General features: G+C 55.1%; 13 protein-coding genes. 7 read left to right on the forward strand and 6 right to left on the reverse strand.

All coding sequences use genetic code 11. The features are described from left to right. Nucleotides 1-61 precede the first annotated feature (61 nt). Complete coding sequence (locus HY788_06310) at nt 62-1507, forward strand: efflux transporter outer membrane subunit (GenBank protein ID MBI4773782.1); 1446 nt, start codon at nt 62-64, stop codon at nt 1505-1507. Nucleotides 1508-1556: 49 nt separating this feature from the next. Here the strand turns inward: HY788_06310 and HY788_06315 are convergent, their stop codons facing one another. The 3 genes from HY788_06315 to mscL form a co-directional block, all read right to left on the reverse strand. Beyond that, nucleotides 1557-2279: a DUF1003 domain-containing protein gene (locus tag HY788_06315; protein MBI4773783.1), complete on the reverse strand. Its 723-nt coding sequence runs from the start codon at nt 2277-2279 to the stop codon at nt 1557-1559. Nucleotides 2280-2799: 520 nt separating this feature from the next. Then, on the reverse strand, nt 2800-3882 hold the full coding sequence (locus HY788_06320; GenBank protein ID MBI4773784.1) for a 4Fe-4S binding protein: 1083 nt from the start codon (nt 3880-3882) through the stop codon (nt 2800-2802). Between the two features lie 95 nt (nt 3883-3977). Next, nucleotides 3978-4430 carry a large-conductance mechanosensitive channel protein MscL gene (gene mscL / locus HY788_06325; GenBank protein MBI4773785.1) on the reverse strand — a complete coding sequence of 151 codons (453 nt, stop codon included), beginning with the start codon at nt 4428-4430 and terminating at the stop codon, nt 3978-3980. Nucleotides 4431-5379: 949 nt separating this feature from the next. Between mscL and dctP the strand changes: the two genes are divergently transcribed. The 4 genes from dctP (at nt 5380) to HY788_06345 (ending at nt 10450) form a co-directional block, all read left to right on the forward strand. Then, the gene (gene dctP / locus HY788_06330; protein ID MBI4773786.1) at nt 5380-6534 is read left to right on the forward strand and encodes a TRAP transporter substrate-binding protein DctP; all 1155 of its coding nucleotides are present in this window, start codon (nt 5380-5382) and stop codon (nt 6532-6534) included. Nucleotides 6535-6636: 102 nt separating this feature from the next. Further along, a complete protein-coding gene (locus HY788_06335; protein MBI4773787.1) occupies nt 6637-7179 on the forward strand; it encodes a TRAP transporter small permease in 543 nt (180 codons plus the stop codon). Between the two features lie 53 nt (nt 7180-7232). Next, nucleotides 7233-8564 (forward strand): TRAP transporter large permease, encoded by a 1332-nt coding sequence (locus HY788_06340; protein ID MBI4773788.1) that lies wholly within the window; start codon nt 7233-7235, stop codon nt 8562-8564. Nucleotides 8565-8884: 320 nt separating this feature from the next. Continuing rightward, complete coding sequence (locus tag HY788_06345; GenBank protein MBI4773789.1) at nt 8885-10450, forward strand: long-chain-fatty-acid--CoA ligase; 1566 nt, start codon at nt 8885-8887, stop codon at nt 10448-10450. Between the two features lie 229 nt (nt 10451-10679). On the opposite strand, the gene HY788_06350 is transcribed toward HY788_06345, so the two are convergent. Further along, nucleotides 10680-11888: an NADH:flavin oxidoreductase gene (locus tag HY788_06350; GenBank protein ID MBI4773790.1), complete on the reverse strand. Its 1209-nt coding sequence runs from the start codon at nt 11886-11888 to the stop codon at nt 10680-10682. Nucleotides 11889-12300: 412 nt separating this feature from the next. On the opposite strand from HY788_06350, the gene HY788_06355 reads away from it, so the two are divergent. Both HY788_06355 and HY788_06360 read left to right on the forward strand, forming a co-directional pair. Then, a complete protein-coding gene (locus HY788_06355; GenBank protein ID MBI4773791.1) occupies nt 12301-13527 on the forward strand; it encodes an acyl-CoA dehydrogenase family protein in 1227 nt (408 codons plus the stop codon). 4 nt (nt 13528-13531) lie between these two features. Beyond that, complete coding sequence (locus HY788_06360; protein ID MBI4773792.1) at nt 13532-14674, forward strand: acyl-CoA/acyl-ACP dehydrogenase; 1143 nt, start codon at nt 13532-13534, stop codon at nt 14672-14674. A gap of 212 nt (nt 14675-14886) precedes the next feature. On the opposite strand, the gene HY788_06365 is transcribed toward HY788_06360, so the two are convergent. Together HY788_06365 and HY788_06370 are read right to left on the reverse strand one after the other, a co-directional pair. Then, nucleotides 14887-15684, reverse strand: coding sequence for a cytidylate kinase-like family protein (locus HY788_06365; GenBank protein ID MBI4773793.1), 798 nt, complete (start codon nt 15682-15684; stop codon nt 14887-14889). Between the two features lie 311 nt (nt 15685-15995). Next, on the reverse strand, nt 15996-17594 hold the full coding sequence (locus HY788_06370; protein MBI4773794.1) for a PEGA domain-containing protein: 1599 nt from the start codon (nt 17592-17594) through the stop codon (nt 15996-15998). Nucleotides 17595-17614: the final 20 nt, after the last annotated feature.

The raw sequence follows: 17614 nt of genomic DNA on the forward strand, positions 1-17614 counted from the left end.
CGAGCGGCCACAGAGGAGTCCGTATATGCTCCGTGGTGACAACGGAGATTCACTACGCCGGATGAGGGCATGCAATTTGGCCCTGTTGGCCGGTTTTTGTCTGGTCCTGTCGGTCACCGGCTGCACGGTGGGCCCGGATTTCAGATCTCCGGAACCCCTGGTTCCCGCCGCTTGGGCGGGAGTTCTCGCCGGGACCAGACCGTTGACTCCTGCTGAAACGGATCTGGCCAGGTGGTGGAGCGTTTTTGACGATCCGATACTCACCTCTCTGGTGGAACGGGCCGTGGTCTCCAATCTGGACCTGAAGCAAGCCGAATCCGGCGTCCGGCAGGCCCGGGCCTCACGAGGCATCGCCGCCTCGGGGCTGGGTCCGAGCATCGATGCCGGCGGCTCCTTCCAGCGAAGCCGCTCACCCGGATTTGCCGGCAGAGAAGGAGTCATCCGCGGCGATGCTTCCACCACCAATTTGTATCAGACCGGCTTTGACGCGGGCTGGGAGTTGGATATTTTCGGGGGATTACGTCGCAGTGTGGAGGCCGCTGAAGCCGACCTCCTGGCCGCTGTGGAAACCCGCCGCGACGTCCTTGTAACCCTGACGGCCGAGGTGGCCCGCAACTACGTCGAGCTGCGAGCGTTTCAGCAGAGAATCGACATCGCCCGAAGGAACCTCAGAGCCCAACAGGACAGCGCCAGACTGACCCGATTGAGGTTCGAAGCCGGATTCGCCAGCGGTCTGGACGTCGCCAATGCCGATGCCCAGGTGGCGACCACGGCCTCGCAGATTCCTCTGCTGGAAGCGTCGGCTCAACAGTCCATCTACATACTCGGAGTCCTTTTGGGACATGAACCCGCGGCCTTGTTGCAGGAGCTGTCACCGGCGGAGGATATTCCCGCCGCTCCACCCCTGGCGCCCGTGGGCATCCCTTCGGATCTCCTCCGACGCCGCCCGGACATCCGAAGAGCCGAGGCCGAGATTCATGGCGCCACCGCCAGGATCGGCGTGGCCACGGCGGATCTCTTCCCTAAGTTCAGCCTGACCGGGTCCATGGGATTCCAGTCCTCCACGTCCAGTTCGTTGTTTGATTGGATCAGCCACTTCTGGTCGTTCGGTCCCTCCGCCACCTGGCGCATCTTCGATACCGGGAAAACGCTCTCCAATATTGAACTGCAGAAAGCCCTGGAAGAGCAATCCGTCATCGCTTATCGGCAGACCGTGCTGACGGCCTTGCAGGAAGTCGAAAATGCCCTGGTCGTGTCTACAAAGGAACAGGAGCATCGCGAGGCGCTCAAGGATTCCGTCGTCGCCAACCGAAAGGCGGTGGAGTTGGCCAGGCAACTGTATGTGGAAGGCCAGACCGACTTCCTGAGCGTGCTCGAGGCCCAGAGGTCATTGTTTGCTACGGAGGACGCCTTGACCCAGAGCAACGGCACATTGGCCACCAACCTCATTGCTTTATATAAGGCACTTGGCGGGGGATGGCGGACGACTTCCGAATCGGAGAGATAAGAACGCTGTGGATTCTTCCAACCTCCAAGGCGCGGGCGTGCGTCCACGACTAAACATCCTTGCCTTTACCCCGCAGTCGTGCCAGCTCGGAAAGCAAATCGATCTGAATTTGCTGGATTTCAACCAGCCGCTCCCATTGGTGCGACAGCAGGTGGTCGATTTTGTCGTGCAGCTGCCGGATTTCAAGTTCCGCCTTCAAATTCACACGGTAATCATACTGGGATCGCAAACGGTCTTTGGCTTCCACTCGGTTCTGGCTCATCATGATAACAGGGGCTTGAATGGCCGCCACACAGGACAGGACCAGGTTGAGTAAGATAAAAGGATAGGGATCAAATGGCTTCGTGAGGAGAACGAACGTATTTAAGGCTATCCACGCCAAAAGCAGCATCCCAAAGATGGCGAGAAAGGTCCAGCTGCCTCCAAATGATGCCAGCTTGTCTGCCATTTTTTCACCGACACTGAGATCTTTTTCAAACTCGGTTTCGACATGACTTGACAGAATTTCGTGTCGTTGAAGACTCTCCAGGACATCATGGTCCAGCGTGGTCAGTTCTCCCTTTTCAGATTGGAGCAGGTCCTTGATATAGTTCATGCGGAACTGATTCAGATCATCGAGACAGACGTAGCCCTCGGGTTTCCATTCGGGATGAAATCGTTTTACCTGTTCCGCTATGGCGTCTCGAACAAGCGCTGCGGGCATCATCATGGACCTGGCTTTGGTCTTGCCGCAAATATTGCAGATAACGGTTTTCGATTGCGATGCTTTCATGGTTGATATCGACTCCTGCAACTGGAAAAGGTTCCTGTTATCCTAGTCAGCGAGGTGGCGGGGGAGACCCAATCAAAGTGTCAATGGTCACGACAAATCAACCTAACAAGGGAATCCATATGGCAGCTGTTATCTTTGAAGTAACGCCAACGGCATCCGGAAAAGATGGATATCTCAAACTAGCGGCGGATCTTCGTCCGCTCCTCGACATCCCGTCGGATTCATATCGGTTGAACGGTTTCAAAGCCTTACTAAAGTGAGAAAGGCTCTCAGTCCGTGTTTCCGGCAAGCCGAAGCTTCTGTTCAAACATGGCGGAATCTTCTGGAACACCGGCCGGCACAGAAGAAAGGCAAGGATTCTCTTTTCGGCTCTTACAGGATCCGTGTGGCGGAAGTCCGCCGGGATTATACGAACATGGAGAGGGAGGAGGCTCCGGCGGACTCTAACAACGCTCTGGCCTAAACACTACGTCATAACGCGCGTGGTCAGGTCACAGATGTCCGCCTCGACACGCGAGCATCAAAGCGTCCCTTTCGAGCGCCGCCGAAGATCAGCTTCATATTCCGCGGACGATCTCATGAAGTCGTGTTTGTCCGGAGGCACTCTGATCTTTTCTTCCGACTTCCGAACCAGTTGTATGGCCCCCTCCGAACACGTGCTGACACACAGTCCGCATCCAATGCAGCGGTCCGGGTGGATGTGCGCTACGCCTTGATCGGATAAGGTGACGGCGCCCATGGGACATCGGCCTATGCAAGTCTCGCAACCGATGCAATCCTCCGCCGCCACAGTGGAATAGTAGTTGGAGTTCGCATACTTTGCCGGTTTGGGGGTTCGCTTGATGGCCAACAGGCTCTCGCAGCAATCCGGACAGCAATTGCAGAGCGCATCCGGATTGACGCTGTTGCCGAATTGGGGAACCAGTCCGCTCTTGTCGCATTCTTTTAATATTTCCAGAAGTTCCCTTTTGTCGACTTCCCTTCCCAATCCACGCTCGATGTAGTAATCCGCGTAGAAATCGAACAAGAAGCATACCTCACGAGGCCGTTCACACGGATGTTCCGCCGCTTGGCGAACCACCGAGCAGGCGCAGTCCGCCACACAAAACCGTCGCTTCCGGTCTATAACCTTCGTGACGTCCTCGTAGGGTGCAACTTGGGCATCGCTATCCACGACGGTATGGATAGGAATCGTCCTGAGCGGCGCCGGTCCACGGCTGAAGTAACCGACGCGATTCAGTTCGAGCATCAGGCCGGCCGTATCTTTATCGATGCGCTTGATTTGATGTTCCAAAAGCCCGTGAAGATAAGGGGCGGCCGAGTAGTAAAACGGTTCATCGTTCTTCGGAAACCGGGGAATCGTCAGTCCCTTCTCCGTCATGTTCTGAAGGATTTCTTCCGTTCTTTCCACAGATTGGCCCGTACTCCCGGCGATATCGGCCGCTGTTTGCAGGCTGCGGGTCAAATTCAAATACATTTCGGCTTCTTCCTCGGTAAACAAGGCCTTCAGTAGTCGGATTTCGACGCCGGTGCCGGTGGATTTAAAGCCGATGGAGTATTCATCCAATCGTTCTCTAAGTCTGCTGTACACGTCGCTATTCATGGGTCGACCTTATCCTTTTTTTCTATTCCTGGTAAGCGGATGGCCTCCGCCGCTACGGAAACCCCCCGCTTACCCCACTCTTTTGCCTTTGTCTTTTAAGCCGTCAGCTCCGAGGTACAAAAGGCGCATCGCGTTGCCCTGATGGGTATGGTGGAAAGGCAGTGCGGGCAGGCCTTGGTGGCGGACTCGGCGGCCGGCGCCTCCTCTTTTCGCCTAAGGATGTTGATGCCTCGGATCAGCAGGAAAACGGCGAAGGAAACGATGAGAAAGCTGATGATCTTGGTAATGAAAAGACCATAATTGATACTGACGGCCCCAGCCTTCTGGGCCTCGGCCAGCGTGACGTATGGCCCTGGGACGGCGCCCTTCTTGAGGACCAGGAAGAAGTCGGTAAAATCCACGTTGCCGAGCAGCAGACCGATGGGCGGCATGATAATGTCCGCGACCAAAGATTGGACAATGGTTCCAAAGGCGGCGCCGATGATGATGCCCACGGCCATGTCAACCACGTTTCCTCTCATGGCGAACTCTTTGAATTCTTTCCACATGCCCGCACCTCCTTTTTGAATTTTGCAGTACCGGAAACCCTGCCCTTTGAATGGGCTTTTTGCCCTTAGAGCAACGTACTTGGCGTCGCTATAAGAATGCTTTGGAGCATGAAAAGCCGTTCGTGGAGATGATTGGTTCTTGGCCGGCGGACAGAAAAGTCCATTTTCTATCTCTCGGTAAATGAACAGCGGCAAGTCGAAAGCTTATCCGTAAAAAGATGGACATTGGCCAATCGTTAGCCAGACTACGTACGTTATCTTTTATTGTCAAAATGTTTTAAGGAGATTTCACCTTTCGCGTCGTGAGTACGACAATGCTGCTTTTTCTTTGAATAGCAGCGCTGAAGTGTTGCGGCTCGCATATCGAGCCTGTATAAGAAGTAGGGATGGAACGGGGGCTTGATGGATCGGCGTTATACAAAGGGGATACACGCTCCATACCCTCGAAGGCGAAGGGCATCTGTTCCCCTACAAGTACCTGACGCTCATTTTCGACACGGCGGACGCCGAGACGGCCGGAGCGAAATTCTGCTGCGGGGCTCATTGGCTTTTTCTCGCATAATAAAACGTTTGACAGGTCGCAATGCAGCCGCCTAAAAGCCTTCCCGGCCATTTCATTATAAGGTCTTTCTGCCGCCCTTTATCGTGGAGCCGATCAATAGACTTCGGTACAGGATGTGGTGAAAGTCAAAGCCGGTTTTCCGCCGAGACTGAGACTTTCCCTTTTTCCTTGGTCCGATCAACGCTTCCAGATATCTTCGTATCATCGGGGAAACCGCAGCAATGACTTCGTTGGATCGGGGAAGGATTTATCTTGACGCCTCCTCCGTGTCGGGTATGATAACCCATCGTTGAATTCGGTATGAGATGAAAAGGGGCGCATGAGAGCGCCATGCGGTTTGACAGTCATTTTAGGCTGAAAACAACACCCAGACGGAGGAGGATTCACATGGCCGGTGATTCAAAGGTACGAGGCGTCTCTCGGCGCGAATTTCTGAGAACGACGGTATTGAGTGGCGCGGCGATCGGTGCTTCGTTGACCTTGGCCCCGGGCTTGAATATGGCCCGAGCCGCCCAAGAGGGAAAGTGGACCATGAAGTACGATTGCTACATCGGCCCGACCGCCGAGACGGCGCAATTGGACAGCTGGTTCCTCGACGAAATCGCAAAACGCTCCGATGGACGGATTGAAATCAAGAAGTTCTGGTCCGGGTCTCTGCACAAGGTGGGTCAGCATTTACCGGCTGTTCGCGACGGTCTTTCGGAGATTTCTCTGATCAGCTACGGATACTACCCATCGGACGTGCCTTTGAGCCGGGGGCTGGAATGGTACTACAGAGGATGCGACCATGCGGACGCTCTCTTGTACGTGTGCCGCGATATCTACAACGAGTCACCCGAACTGAAGAAGGAATGGGAAGAGAAGAACAATGCCCAGGTGCTCTACTTCACGAACTGGAGCTATTGCCCATTCATGATGAAAAAGCCGATGGAAGACGTGGCCGGGATGGAAGGCAAGAAGGTACGAGGCTACGGCATTGGGGCGGACGCGGTTAATCGCCTGGGCGGACGAGGAATGCCCATCGTGGCGGGCGAAGTCTACACTTCACTCGAGCGGGGCATTCTGGACGGCGTTTTCGCCTTCGCGTTCATCACTGCCGAGAAAATGAAGCTTCACGAGCAGGCCCCTTATGTTGTGGAAACCGGTGCAGGCGCCCACGCACCCACGACGGTGGTTATGACCCGAAGCCTGTATCTTTCCCTGCCGGACGATATCAAGGAAATCATCGACAACACGGCCAAAGAACTGTACGAATCCAAATACCTGTCTCTCTACACCGCGCTGACGGAAGAAAGCGTCGACAAGATGGTCCAGGCAGGCGCCAAGTTTTCGAAATGGCCCGATTCCGAAATCAAAAAAGCCACCGACTTGGTGCAGCCCGCCCAAGTCGACGAGTGGATTGAAAAGATCGCCAAACCCCTGAATTTCGACGGGCAGGCGTTCCAGGACAAGGTAGCCGCTTTGATCAACAAATACGAACCGGGCAAATTGAAAAATCCATGGCAGGTGTACGAAGCCAAATACGGAACGATGAAATCCTAGTTCGGAACCCCGCGAGGGTGAGCCGCCAGAAGCCGCTCGCCCTCGTACTTTCCCGACACCCGCTTTCTTTCCGCCATGGACGGAAAATAGGATGGTTGACTGATGGCCACGCCTTCTGCTCCCACGCCTCTGGTTGACACGCTCTCTGAAGCCTATCGTAAGTTCTGCGTTGTAATGGCGTTTATCTCCGGACTTACCATTGCGGTGATGATGCTGAGCACAACGGTAGACGCCTCGGCGCGGTATTTTTTCAACGCGCCCCTTGCAGGCATTTTCGAACTCAATGAAGTGATCCTTGTGATTTGTGTCTATATGGGATTGGCCTGGACGCAAATCGAGCGGGGACACATCCGGGTAACAGCTCTTGCGGGACGGGTACCCGCCCGCGCTCGCTGCTATATGAACATGGTGGCCTGGTCAGTCAGTTTTCTGTTTGTCTTTCTAGTAGGCTACCAGAGCTGCCTGGGGGCCATCGAGTCCATCCGGTTATGGGAATTCCGCTGGGGATCGGTACAGATGCCGATCTGGTGGGCCAAATCTCTCGTACCCATCGGCTGCTGGATGCTGAACATTCAATTGATCATCGATATATGGAAGGATATCGAACGCCTACGAGGGCGCCTGCCCATGGAGGCGGTCGACTAGGCGGTCCGGGCGTTATACGAAACCTTTGAGACAACATCGGATGTGATTACATCATGCTCGACCCAACAACGGCTGTATTTCTGAGTGTGCCTGTGGTGCTGATTCTGCTCGCCATCGGGATCCCTGTTTACGTTTCACTGGGACTGACCGGTTTTTTGGGATGCGTGGCCATTTCGAGCTGGGACATGGCCCTTAGCCAACTCAAGGTTTACCCGTATGTCCAGACAGCCAGCTACTTAATGGTGGTGGTGCCTCTCTTCGTCATCATGGGCGGCTTCGCGTTCAAGGCGGGTCTGGGATCGGATATTTTTACGGTCGGCCGAAAATGGTTTTCCCGGTTTCCAGCAGGGCTGGGCGTAGCCACGATCATCGGCAGCGCCGGCTTCGCGGCTTGTTCGGGGTCGAGCGTAGCCACCGCGGCCACCATGGGCGCCGTGGCCATACCGGAAATGCGCAAGCAGGGTTACGATCCCAAACTGGCCTGCGGTATTGTGGCCGCCGGCGGAGTGCTCGGCATCATGATTCCACCCAGCGTTATCCTGGTTTTCTACGGAGTGGTGACCGACACATCGGTGGGATCCATGCTGGTGGCCGGGGTCATTCCGGGCATCCTTTCCGTGGTCGTTTACGTGCTGGGGCTTATGTTTCTGAGCCGGATCGAACCCACCTTGGCGCCGGAACCCGTCAGTGTCTCATGGGGAGAACGATTCGCCTCCCTGACCAAAGCCTGGGGAGTGCTTCTGCTGTTTTCGATCGTAGTAGGCGGAATATACATCGGCTGGTTCACACCGACTGAGGCGGCGGCGGTAGGTTCTTTCGCGGCATTTTTAGGCATGATATTCAGAAGAAAAGGGAGTGGAAGCGGCCTGAAATTTGATATATCTGAATGTTTCATTTCCACGTTGCGCACAACCTGTATGGTATTCATCGTTATCGTGGGGGCCGGATTGTACAGTTTTTTCCTGACTCTGGCCCAGGTGCCGCAGATGATCTCCGCCTGGGTTGCCACTTTGCCCCTATCTCCCTGGTACATCGTAGCCATGTTCCTGGTGATCTATATCCCCCTGGGCATGTTGCTGGACTCTTTTTCCTTACTGCTGGTCACTCTGCCCATCATGTTTCCCGTAGTGGTTGATCAGCTTGGATTCAGCCCTCTCTGGTTCGGTATACTCTCGACCAAACTATGCGAAATCGGACTGATTACGCCCCCGGTGGGACTGAATGTATATGTCCTGGCCGGTGTGGTGAGGGACGTGCCGTTGACCGACATATTCAAGGGGTGTCTCTGGTTCGTAATATTCGAGCTGGTCAGCACGGCGATTTTGTTCCTGTTTCCCGTTCTCAGTTATTGGCTGCCTCAGACCATGCAACTCTTAAAAGGATAAAAGCAGCTTAGGTAAAGGATGTCTCGTGGTTGGTCCAAGAGCCATCGGGACTGCCGCATATGTGTGATCACATCGGTCACGGGCGGAAAGATCCGTCTCTCTTTCAAGAGCCTTTCGATGTCATAAGACGCTTGCTTCCTAAATCGCTACATACCGAAAGCTTGTGAACTGCGTTGAACCGCAACTGTTTTGGGCACTGGACACCGAAACGCACTCCAACCATTTGGGGAGAGAACCAGCGGGAACCTGTTCCAAGAGGCTTACTCTCGGCTACCCTGTGGGTAGACGTAATAAGAATATAGCCACGATCGAGGTGTTATATGAACGTTGGTACGCTGTTGACCAAATCCGCCCGGGCGTTCCCTGAGAATTTGGCCGTGGCCCGCGGTTCAAAAAGACTAACCTACAGAGCGTTCAATCAGAGGGTGAACCGGCTCGCAAATGCCCTCCAAGGCTTAGGGCTGAAGCCGGGGGACAACGCGGCCATTCTCATGTACAACTACCCTGAAATGCTCGAGTCCATGTTCGCCTGTTACAAAGCCGGACTCGGTGCGGTTCCCATCAATTTCAGGCTGCATCCCAAGGAGTTCGCTTTTATTATCCATCACTCGGAAGCCAAAGCCGTGCTCACCTCACCCGAGTTCGACGAACCCTTGCTGGAGATCCGCGATCAGATACCCCAGGCCCGACACCTGATCACGTTGTCGAAAGCCGGCGGGGAGTTGATGGACTACGAGACCCTGCTCTCGAAGGCATCCGATGCGTTTGAAGACGTGAATGTGGAACCGGATCACGTAGCGTGGATATTCTATACATCCGGCACCACGGGGTTGCCCAAAGGCGCTATGCTCACGCATCGAAACCTCTTGGCCATGTCCATGAACTTCTATGCGGACATTTGCCCCGGATTTGGTCCCAAGGACGTCATTCTTCACGCAGCGCCCCTTTCCCACGGAAGCGGCTGTTACTCCCTGCCCAATATCGGCAAAGCCGCGGCGAACATCATACTGGATTCCAAATCCTTCGAGCCCGAACTCGTTTTCAAGACCATACAGGAGCATGGGGTGACCAACATGTTCGCGGCTCCCACCATGATTCGCCTCCTGCTGGATCACCCGACCCTAAGCCGGTATGATCTCAGTTCAATGAGGGCCCTGAACTACGGCGGCGCCCCCATGCTCGTGGAAGACCTGATGGAAGCCATGCGAAAGCTGGGACCCTGTCTGGTTCAACTTTACGGTCAGGCGGAATCTCCCATGACCATCACCTATCTGCCTCATTGGGACCACGTCATGGAGGGCGCTCCGCAGCAGAAGGCCCGACTTGCATCAGCCGGTATCCCGCGTACGGATGTGGAAGTCGCCATCTTCGATTCAGAGGACCGTCCCCTGCCTCCCGGCAAGATGGGTGAGATCGTAACCCGCTCCGATCTGGTCATGAAAGGTTACTGGCGCAATCCGGAAGCCTCGGCCGACACTTTGAGAAGCGGCTGGCTGCACACCGGCGATATGGGGTACCTCGACGAACAGGGCTATCTATTCATCATGGACCGTTCCAAGGACATGATCATCAGCGGAGGCGAAAACATCTACCCGAGAGAAATCGAAGAGGCGCTCATACAACATCCCGCTGTGAGAGAAGTTGCCGTCATAGGCGTTCCTGACGCCAGATGGGGGGAAGCCATCAAAGCCATTGTGTCTCTGGTTCCGGGAAGACAAGCCACGGAGAAGGAGTTGATCGACTTCTGCAAGCAAAACATCGCCGGCTACAAGAAGCCCAAGTCCGTGGATTTTGTTGACGCCCTGCCGAAAAACAACTACGGGAAAATATTGAAAAGGGAGTTGAGAGCCCCCTATTGGGGTGAAAAGGAAAGGAAAGTCATCTAGTCGGCAACGCCCGTCAGAATGCCCCCTGTTTGATTTACTGAGGAAACTTGAAAAAGTATCCCTCAGCAGCTTTTTCCGTTTCAGCCATGAACACGCCGTCTTTGGCGGAACGCCTGTCGCAACCGGTCGCAGTATCTCCCCTGATGCCTTTTCCGCCCCCTCCCCTCGCATCCATGATCCGATGCGCACTCGGAAACAGTGCCGGATACCCGGACGACCCGGGGCATCTCTAGCCAACGGAGGAACCCTCCTTCGTGCCTGACCTGTGTGGAGGGATTGGGTACGTCTTCGGCAGAAACCGTTCCCAGCCAAGTTCCGGATTTTGCGAACATCGGACGCCGGTTCCTTCGATCATGATGGATTTGGCGCACGTGAAGCAGAACACGCAGCGTCGAATTTCGTCGAAACGTTCTTCCAGCGCCTTGATGGGCCAATCGGGATCCACGAGGAGAGCTCTGCAAAGAGAAGCCACGTCCATTGCGCCTTGCCGGATGGCTTTCTCCGCCGTTCGAGGATCGTGGATGTTGGGGCAGATGACCGGAATGCCGAGTCCCTGTTTGAACGCCTTGGCCTCCGCCAGCATGAGGCCTTCGCTTTCCGGAAAGGTCCATCTGAGCGCCTGGTAGCATCCGGACGACACATGCAAATAGTCCAGACCCGCCTCCTCGAACCGGCGCGCCGCCCGCACGGAGTCCTCGATTTCGAGGCCTCCCTCCACATGCTCGCTCCCGCTTATTCGGAATCCGATGACGAATTTCTCGCCCACTGTTTCGCGTACGCCTTCGATCAAGCGGAGCGGAAGGGCCAGACGTTTATCGAAAGTCCCGCCATAGGCGTCTTGCCGCTGATTGAACAGAGGGGAAATGAATTCGGCCACCAGGTATCCGTGGGCGCCGTGGAGTTCAACCCCGTCAAAACCCGCCTCTTTCAGTGTCCTGGCCGCGGTTATTGCGCCCCGGATCAGCTCCTCGATCTCGTCCGTGGTCAACGGTCTCGGGGGTTCGCCCTGAACCTCTCCGATCATTTTCAACGGTTTGGGCAGATTCCGTTGGTCGATACGCGCGGGAACCGCCGAAGGGCCGACGAGGTCTCTCCTTGGATGCCTGAAGAGAGCCTGAGCCCCTTGTCCAAGCACAATTTGAACCACGGCTTTGGCGCCCGCAAAATGAATTACTTCGGCAAGCTCCTTCAATCCTTTGCGGTACGGATCGCCCATGCAGGCCAGCCCGCGGCGCATACTGAATGCGTACTTTCCCGTGAATCCGGCGCCCTCCACGATAACCAGGCCGACCCCGCCTCTGGCCCGTGCGCTATAGTGGCAGAGGAGTTGATCCGTTACCTCTCCTTTGTCCGTGCAATAGCCCATGTGGGTGGGGCCGAAAGCGACGCGGTTTTTCAGGGTCATCGACCCGATACGAATCGGCTCGAACAGCTTCATTAGTTCCTCCCTCGAAAAAACGAACTTCTATATTTGTGCGATCCATTTAGAAAAAGGTCAGTTTCAAGAGATAGTTCTTTGCGAAAAAGGTCCGCTTGTCAAGAACACGATCGAACCATGACGCCGGATTTCTGCTTGGAGTTCAGTTATGCGGCATTCCATCACGGACAGGTGCGCTCGAGGCTTGTGGCCGAAACACCGGCAATAACCGGTGCCCGAACTCAGATGAGTCTTGGAAATCCAACGGTGGTAGGGTAGTATCTCCAGGTCAACTCGCTTTTTCGGTCTCGTCCGGGGATTTCAACCGGAAGCCGGTCTTTTCACGAAAGGAAGGAACCGATATTCAACCAAAAGCTGCCCAGATAAGCACCGTGGGTGTTCCCCAGGACCTGTCCACATAAAGGAGGAACGGATGGATTTCAGACTCAGCCCGAAGGAAGAAGCATTCAAGAGTGACCTGCTCTGCTGGCTGGAGCAAAACCTGCCCGAAGGCTACCGCTCCGGTGAGTATCGGCTGCCGGATACCTGGGAAAAGCGCGTTCAGGAATACAGCCGTTTTCAGAAGGCGCTTTTCCAGGGCGGCTATGCAGGGATACGGTATCCCAAAGAATATGGGGGAAGGGGCGGAAGCCTCATGGAGGAGATCATTGTCCTGGAACTGCTCGCTCCCATATACAGGGATTTCGGTAGTGTTGGGATTATCGGGCATGGTATGGCCAGCCCCACGATTCACATCTGCGGAACCGAGGAACATAAGCGATCTTTTTTGCCCAGGATTCTGGACGGCAGTCACATCTGGTGTCAGGGATTCAGTGAGCCCAACGCGGGATCGGACGTGGCGAACGTGTCTACCCGCGCCGAGAAGCGTGGCAACGAATATATCATCAACGGACAAAAGACCTGGACCAGTTTTGCTCACATCGCGGACTACTGTATTCTCTTGGCCCGAACCGATCCCAACACGGCCAAGCACAAAGGGTTGAGCTATTTTCTGATGGACATGAAGCTCCCCGGAATTGAAGTGCGGCCCATCCGACAAATAACGGGCGAGCCCGAGTTCAACGAGGTTTTCCTGGAAGACGTGCGAGTGCCCGAGGCAATGCGCGTAGGGGTTGAGGGACAGGGGTGGCAGATAGCCATCACCACCCTGATGTTCGAACGCGTCATCGGAGATATCAGCATGGCGGCTCTGTATTCCGATGAGCTTAGGAGGATGCTGAACATGGCCGGGCAGGTGAAGCGGAACGGACAGGCTGTTCTGGAGAACCCCATATACCGGCAGCAGATGGCCCAGTGCTACATCGAACTCATGGTTCTCAAGTACAACGGGTATCGGAACGTATCCAAGTTGATCAAGAACGAGATTCCGGGCCCCGAGGGCTCCATCGGTAAACTCCTGTGGAGCGAGCTGCACCAAAAGATGGGCGAGACGGCCATGCAGATACAGGGTCCTTATCATCAGATCATGAAGGATTCGCCGTCGGCCATCGACAACGGATTCTGGCAGCACCTGTTTCTGAGAAGCAAGGGCAACACCATCGAGGCCGGCACCTCGGAGATTCTGAGGAATATCATAGGAGAACGCGTACTGGGTCTGCCCAAAGATGTCTCAAGAGCCGTCCGGCGTGAAGGGAGGTAAAGGAATGGACCTGAGCTTCAATGAAGACCAGATTGAAATCGCAAGGCAAGCCCGTCGGTTCCTGGACAACGAGTGCCCCATGGACAAGGTGAGGCTGCTCCTCGAGGATGAACATGGATGTACGGACGAGTTATGGTCCAAAATGGCGGAAATGGGATGGATGATGCTGAGGATCCCGGAATCCTACGATGGCATGGGCCTGGATCTTCTGGACCTCTGCGTTGTGCTCATAGAGATGGGCCGTACGGCGTTGCCGGGACCTTTCTTCTCGACAGTCCTCCTGGCTGCGGAGACGCTGTTGGAGACCGGGAGCGACCACCAAAAGCAGGCATTTCTGTCCCGAATAGCTTCGGGTGACATCCGGGGGACCCTGGCCCTGCACGAGCCGGCCGGAGGGGCGGTACCCGGATATGTTCAAATGGAAGCCCGGGCCGACGGTGATGGGTATATTCTGAATGGCGTCAAGGGGTTCGTGCCGGATGCCCACGGAGCCGATTTCATCATCTGCGCGGCCCGGACCATGCCCGGCAACGATCCTGCCGAAGGGATCTCTCTCTTCCTTTTGAATCGGGAGACACCGGGCGTTTCGGTGAATCTTCTGAAGACCATGGACCAAGGTCGAAAGCTTTGCGAGGTGCATTTTGACAAGGTCCGCCTGCCACGACAAGCCGTGCTGGGTGAGGTTCACCGGGGATGGGCGCCTTTACGCAGGGTGTTGCAGAGGGCTCAGGTAGGTTTGTGTGCGGAAAGTGTGGGCGGCGCTCAGCGGGCCATGGAGATGGCCGTCGAGTACGCGAAGATACGTCACCAGTTCGACCAGCCCATAGGAAGCTACCAGGCGATCAAGCACCGGTGCGCCCAGATGCTTCTCGAAGTCGAGGGCTCGCGATCCGTGTTATACTGGGCCGCTTGGGCCCAGGACCATGGAAGCTCCGAGGAGGCTGAACTCGCCGCTTCCGTTGCGAAAACGTATTGCTCGGAAACGTTCAGGAACGTTTCGGCGGGGGCCATCCAGGTGCTTGGTGGAACGGGCTTCACATGGGAGCATGATATGCACATCTACCTCAAACGGGCCAAGGCCAATGAGGTGGCCTTGGGGGACCCCGCCTACCATAGGGAAGAAGTGGCACGGCTCATCGGCTGCTGATTCGTGCCTGATGTTATTCGGACCGGGCGATCCTCAGGATTTAATGTAAGTCCATCCATAGAGGCCGGGGTACTTCGCGATGATGAATGCCCCGGCCTCTGTTTATTGCACTTTTCGCTCTGTGCGCTTCCCCCGGAAATCGAGTTTGAGTAAGCCTCCTGAGACCGAGAGAATTCAAAGGATCCCTTCCGACTCCTTCGCCTCGGGACAGGCTAAACAATCGGGTGGGTCGAAACGCGCACCTCTTTCACGCCGGGCACACGTCTTGCCGCCTCCTCGATCCTTGCAACGACTTCTCCTTCCTGCTGCATCCTGCATTTGGTGTCCACAAATAGGACACCGTTCTCTGCGCAAACGCTTACTGGGGGCCATTCCTTCACGATCTCCACTTTTGCCCGAGAGGCCAGCACGATGTTGGCAAGAATCCTTCGGGACTCGTCCGTGGTCTGGAAATGAGGCAGCCTCGCGGTGTGGCAGACGATGTCCACTGCGTCGGACACCGTCATTTTCCCGATATGAAGCACCAGATCGTATTGGAATGGATCCGTCGTATCAACGCCATATAAAGCCATGGCCCATTTATGCCGTTCGTGATCATCTTTCTTGAGCACATGCCGTGCCTCGTCTTCGGAGATCTTCTCTCGCTCCATTTCGAGCCGAATCCGGTCTTCCAAATCGGCAAGAATACGGACTTTCAACGCGTGGCCTACGTTCTTCAGGAAAAAATGGCCGGCCAGTCCGTGGTAGACAATGTTGTCCTTTTGCATATGTTGCAGGAAAGCCTCTTCTATAAAAGCCACATATTTTTCTTTGCCAAAAGTAAACCGGCCTAGCACGGAGGGAGCGTCGTGGAGCGCACGCACGAGTTTTATTTCCGGAATGTTGAACTGTTCGGACGCCTCGAGTAGAATATCACGAGACACGCATTCATAGCCCAACTCTTTGGCCACCTTCTCGGCAATTTCCTTGCCTTTGCTATAAGAGCCGCGTGAAATAGTTACTATGGCCACGGGGAACCTCCTTTGTTTAGTTTCAATGTGCGCACATGGTATGTATCGTGGTTGAAAACGGCAGCGACGTTTTCATGCGCCGATTCGCACAAGGTTAATCTAAGCGGACCGTACTCTAACCCGGAGGGTTTGGGAATGTAAATACCCTATCGCGTGAATTCCGGGAAACAGTTGGCTAATTCTAAAAGGGCGTCCGGTACGTTTCGCCCCGTTCGCCAAGACCCCGGCGCTCAACCCTATTCCAAAAGAGGAAGTCCAAAGCCCCCCGGAAGCGCAAGAATGCGTTGCCCGTGGGGATTTGATACATCGTTCTAATAGAACTTCAACCGGTGCGTCAATTGCATACTTCGCCCGTCCACGAGCTGAACCCGGATTTTGATCTCAAACGTTCCCCACCCTGACGTGGACAAAGGGAAGGCGTGCGGCCCTTGACCCCTGTCGCATACCTTTCTGACGGGGTTAGGAAAGGTCGGATGGAGCGTGTACTCCACACATTGAACCACAGCCAAATCACGATCCTCCCCCTGAATAAATACCGTCCAATTCCACGCCTTCTCCCCTACCCTTTGTGAGACATTACCCGTGGTAAAGTGCGGCCATTCGGCCTTGGCAGGGGAAAGTCGGACCTCGATGTTTTTGTCCTCGCCCGGCAACAGATTTATCCAGCTATCATATGGTTCCCATCCCTCGGCGGATACCTCGAGACGATAGCTACCCGGTTTGAGCTCCATTCCTTGAACAAACCCGGGCTTGATGTTAACGAGCTTCACCCGGGCGCCATCGGGCTGTGTGGACACATTAAGCCGGGCGTTGTCGACTCGTTCTTTTTCAAGGTCTACGTAAAGGGAAACGGTTCGGCCCGCTTGAAAAGAAACTCTTCTGGAAAAGAGATTGTACCCTTCTTTTCGGACCGTAACCTCGTGTTCGCCCACAGAGACCGGGACATCTGAAAATGGCGTGACCCCTACTTCGATGCCGTCCAAAAAGACCTGAGCGTTGTCCACATTGGAGTCCACGGTCAGCCCTCCCTTTCCCCCGAGCGGAGTGAGCGTTGCGATGGTCTTGTGGAATACGAAATCTCCTTCATCCAGATCCGGATCCTTGATTTTTCCATATTGAGGCGTCTGCCGCGCATCGTAGGAAAGCACCTTTCGATGAAGAAACATGCCCAGTTCCGTGCCCGTCACGTAGCCGTCACGGTCAAAGTCCGCTTCTCCGTCAATGGCCCGGACAAAGGAAGGCACGAACACGCTCCTGGCGGGTACGGTTTCCCCTGCGCTCCCGGCTGTGATGAATTGACGAACGGGCCGCGCGGTAAGATCCGAAATGTGAGGAGGCTGTTCCGGTAGGGCGCGAACTTTGAAAACCGTTCCAGAGAAACAGCTGTCGAAAAGAAACAGGGCGTGCCTGGATTCAATACGCCGGGCCCAAGTTACGATTTGCCTCATGCTGATGGCCTTTTGAACGAATCCAATGTCGTCGAATCTGGGATCAGGGGCGTCGGCAGGGACGATATAGCCTTCTTTTCCTTCTTTGCGTGAATGCCCATGCCCCGAAAAGAAGAAGAGTAACCGATTATCCTCATACAGACCGTAACGATTGATGAATTCCTCGAAAGCCCGTTTCATTTCGTCGGCTCCCGGGTTGAGGACTTTCTCAACGTTGAAACCCTGTCCTTTAAGGGCGGATTCGACTCCTTCCAACTCATCAGGTATGTTTTCCAGATTTGGCCACCCGGCCGTATAATTGGAAACTCCGATCAGCAGAGCGTAACTTTGATGATAACTGCCCACTTGCCGTCCCGTATTGTCCTTGATAACGCGAATGCCCTTATCGCTCCATGCCGAAGCGGCCGTCAGCCACAAAACGGCAAGGAGAACGGCCAAATTCAGAATGCTCGTCCTCTTCATTGGTTTTCCTCGCTTCTGAT

The sequence above is a fragment of the Deltaproteobacteria bacterium genome (assembly GCA_016208165.1).
Taxonomy (GTDB): domain Bacteria; phylum Desulfobacterota; class Desulfarculia; order JACQYL01; family JACQYL01; genus JACQYL01.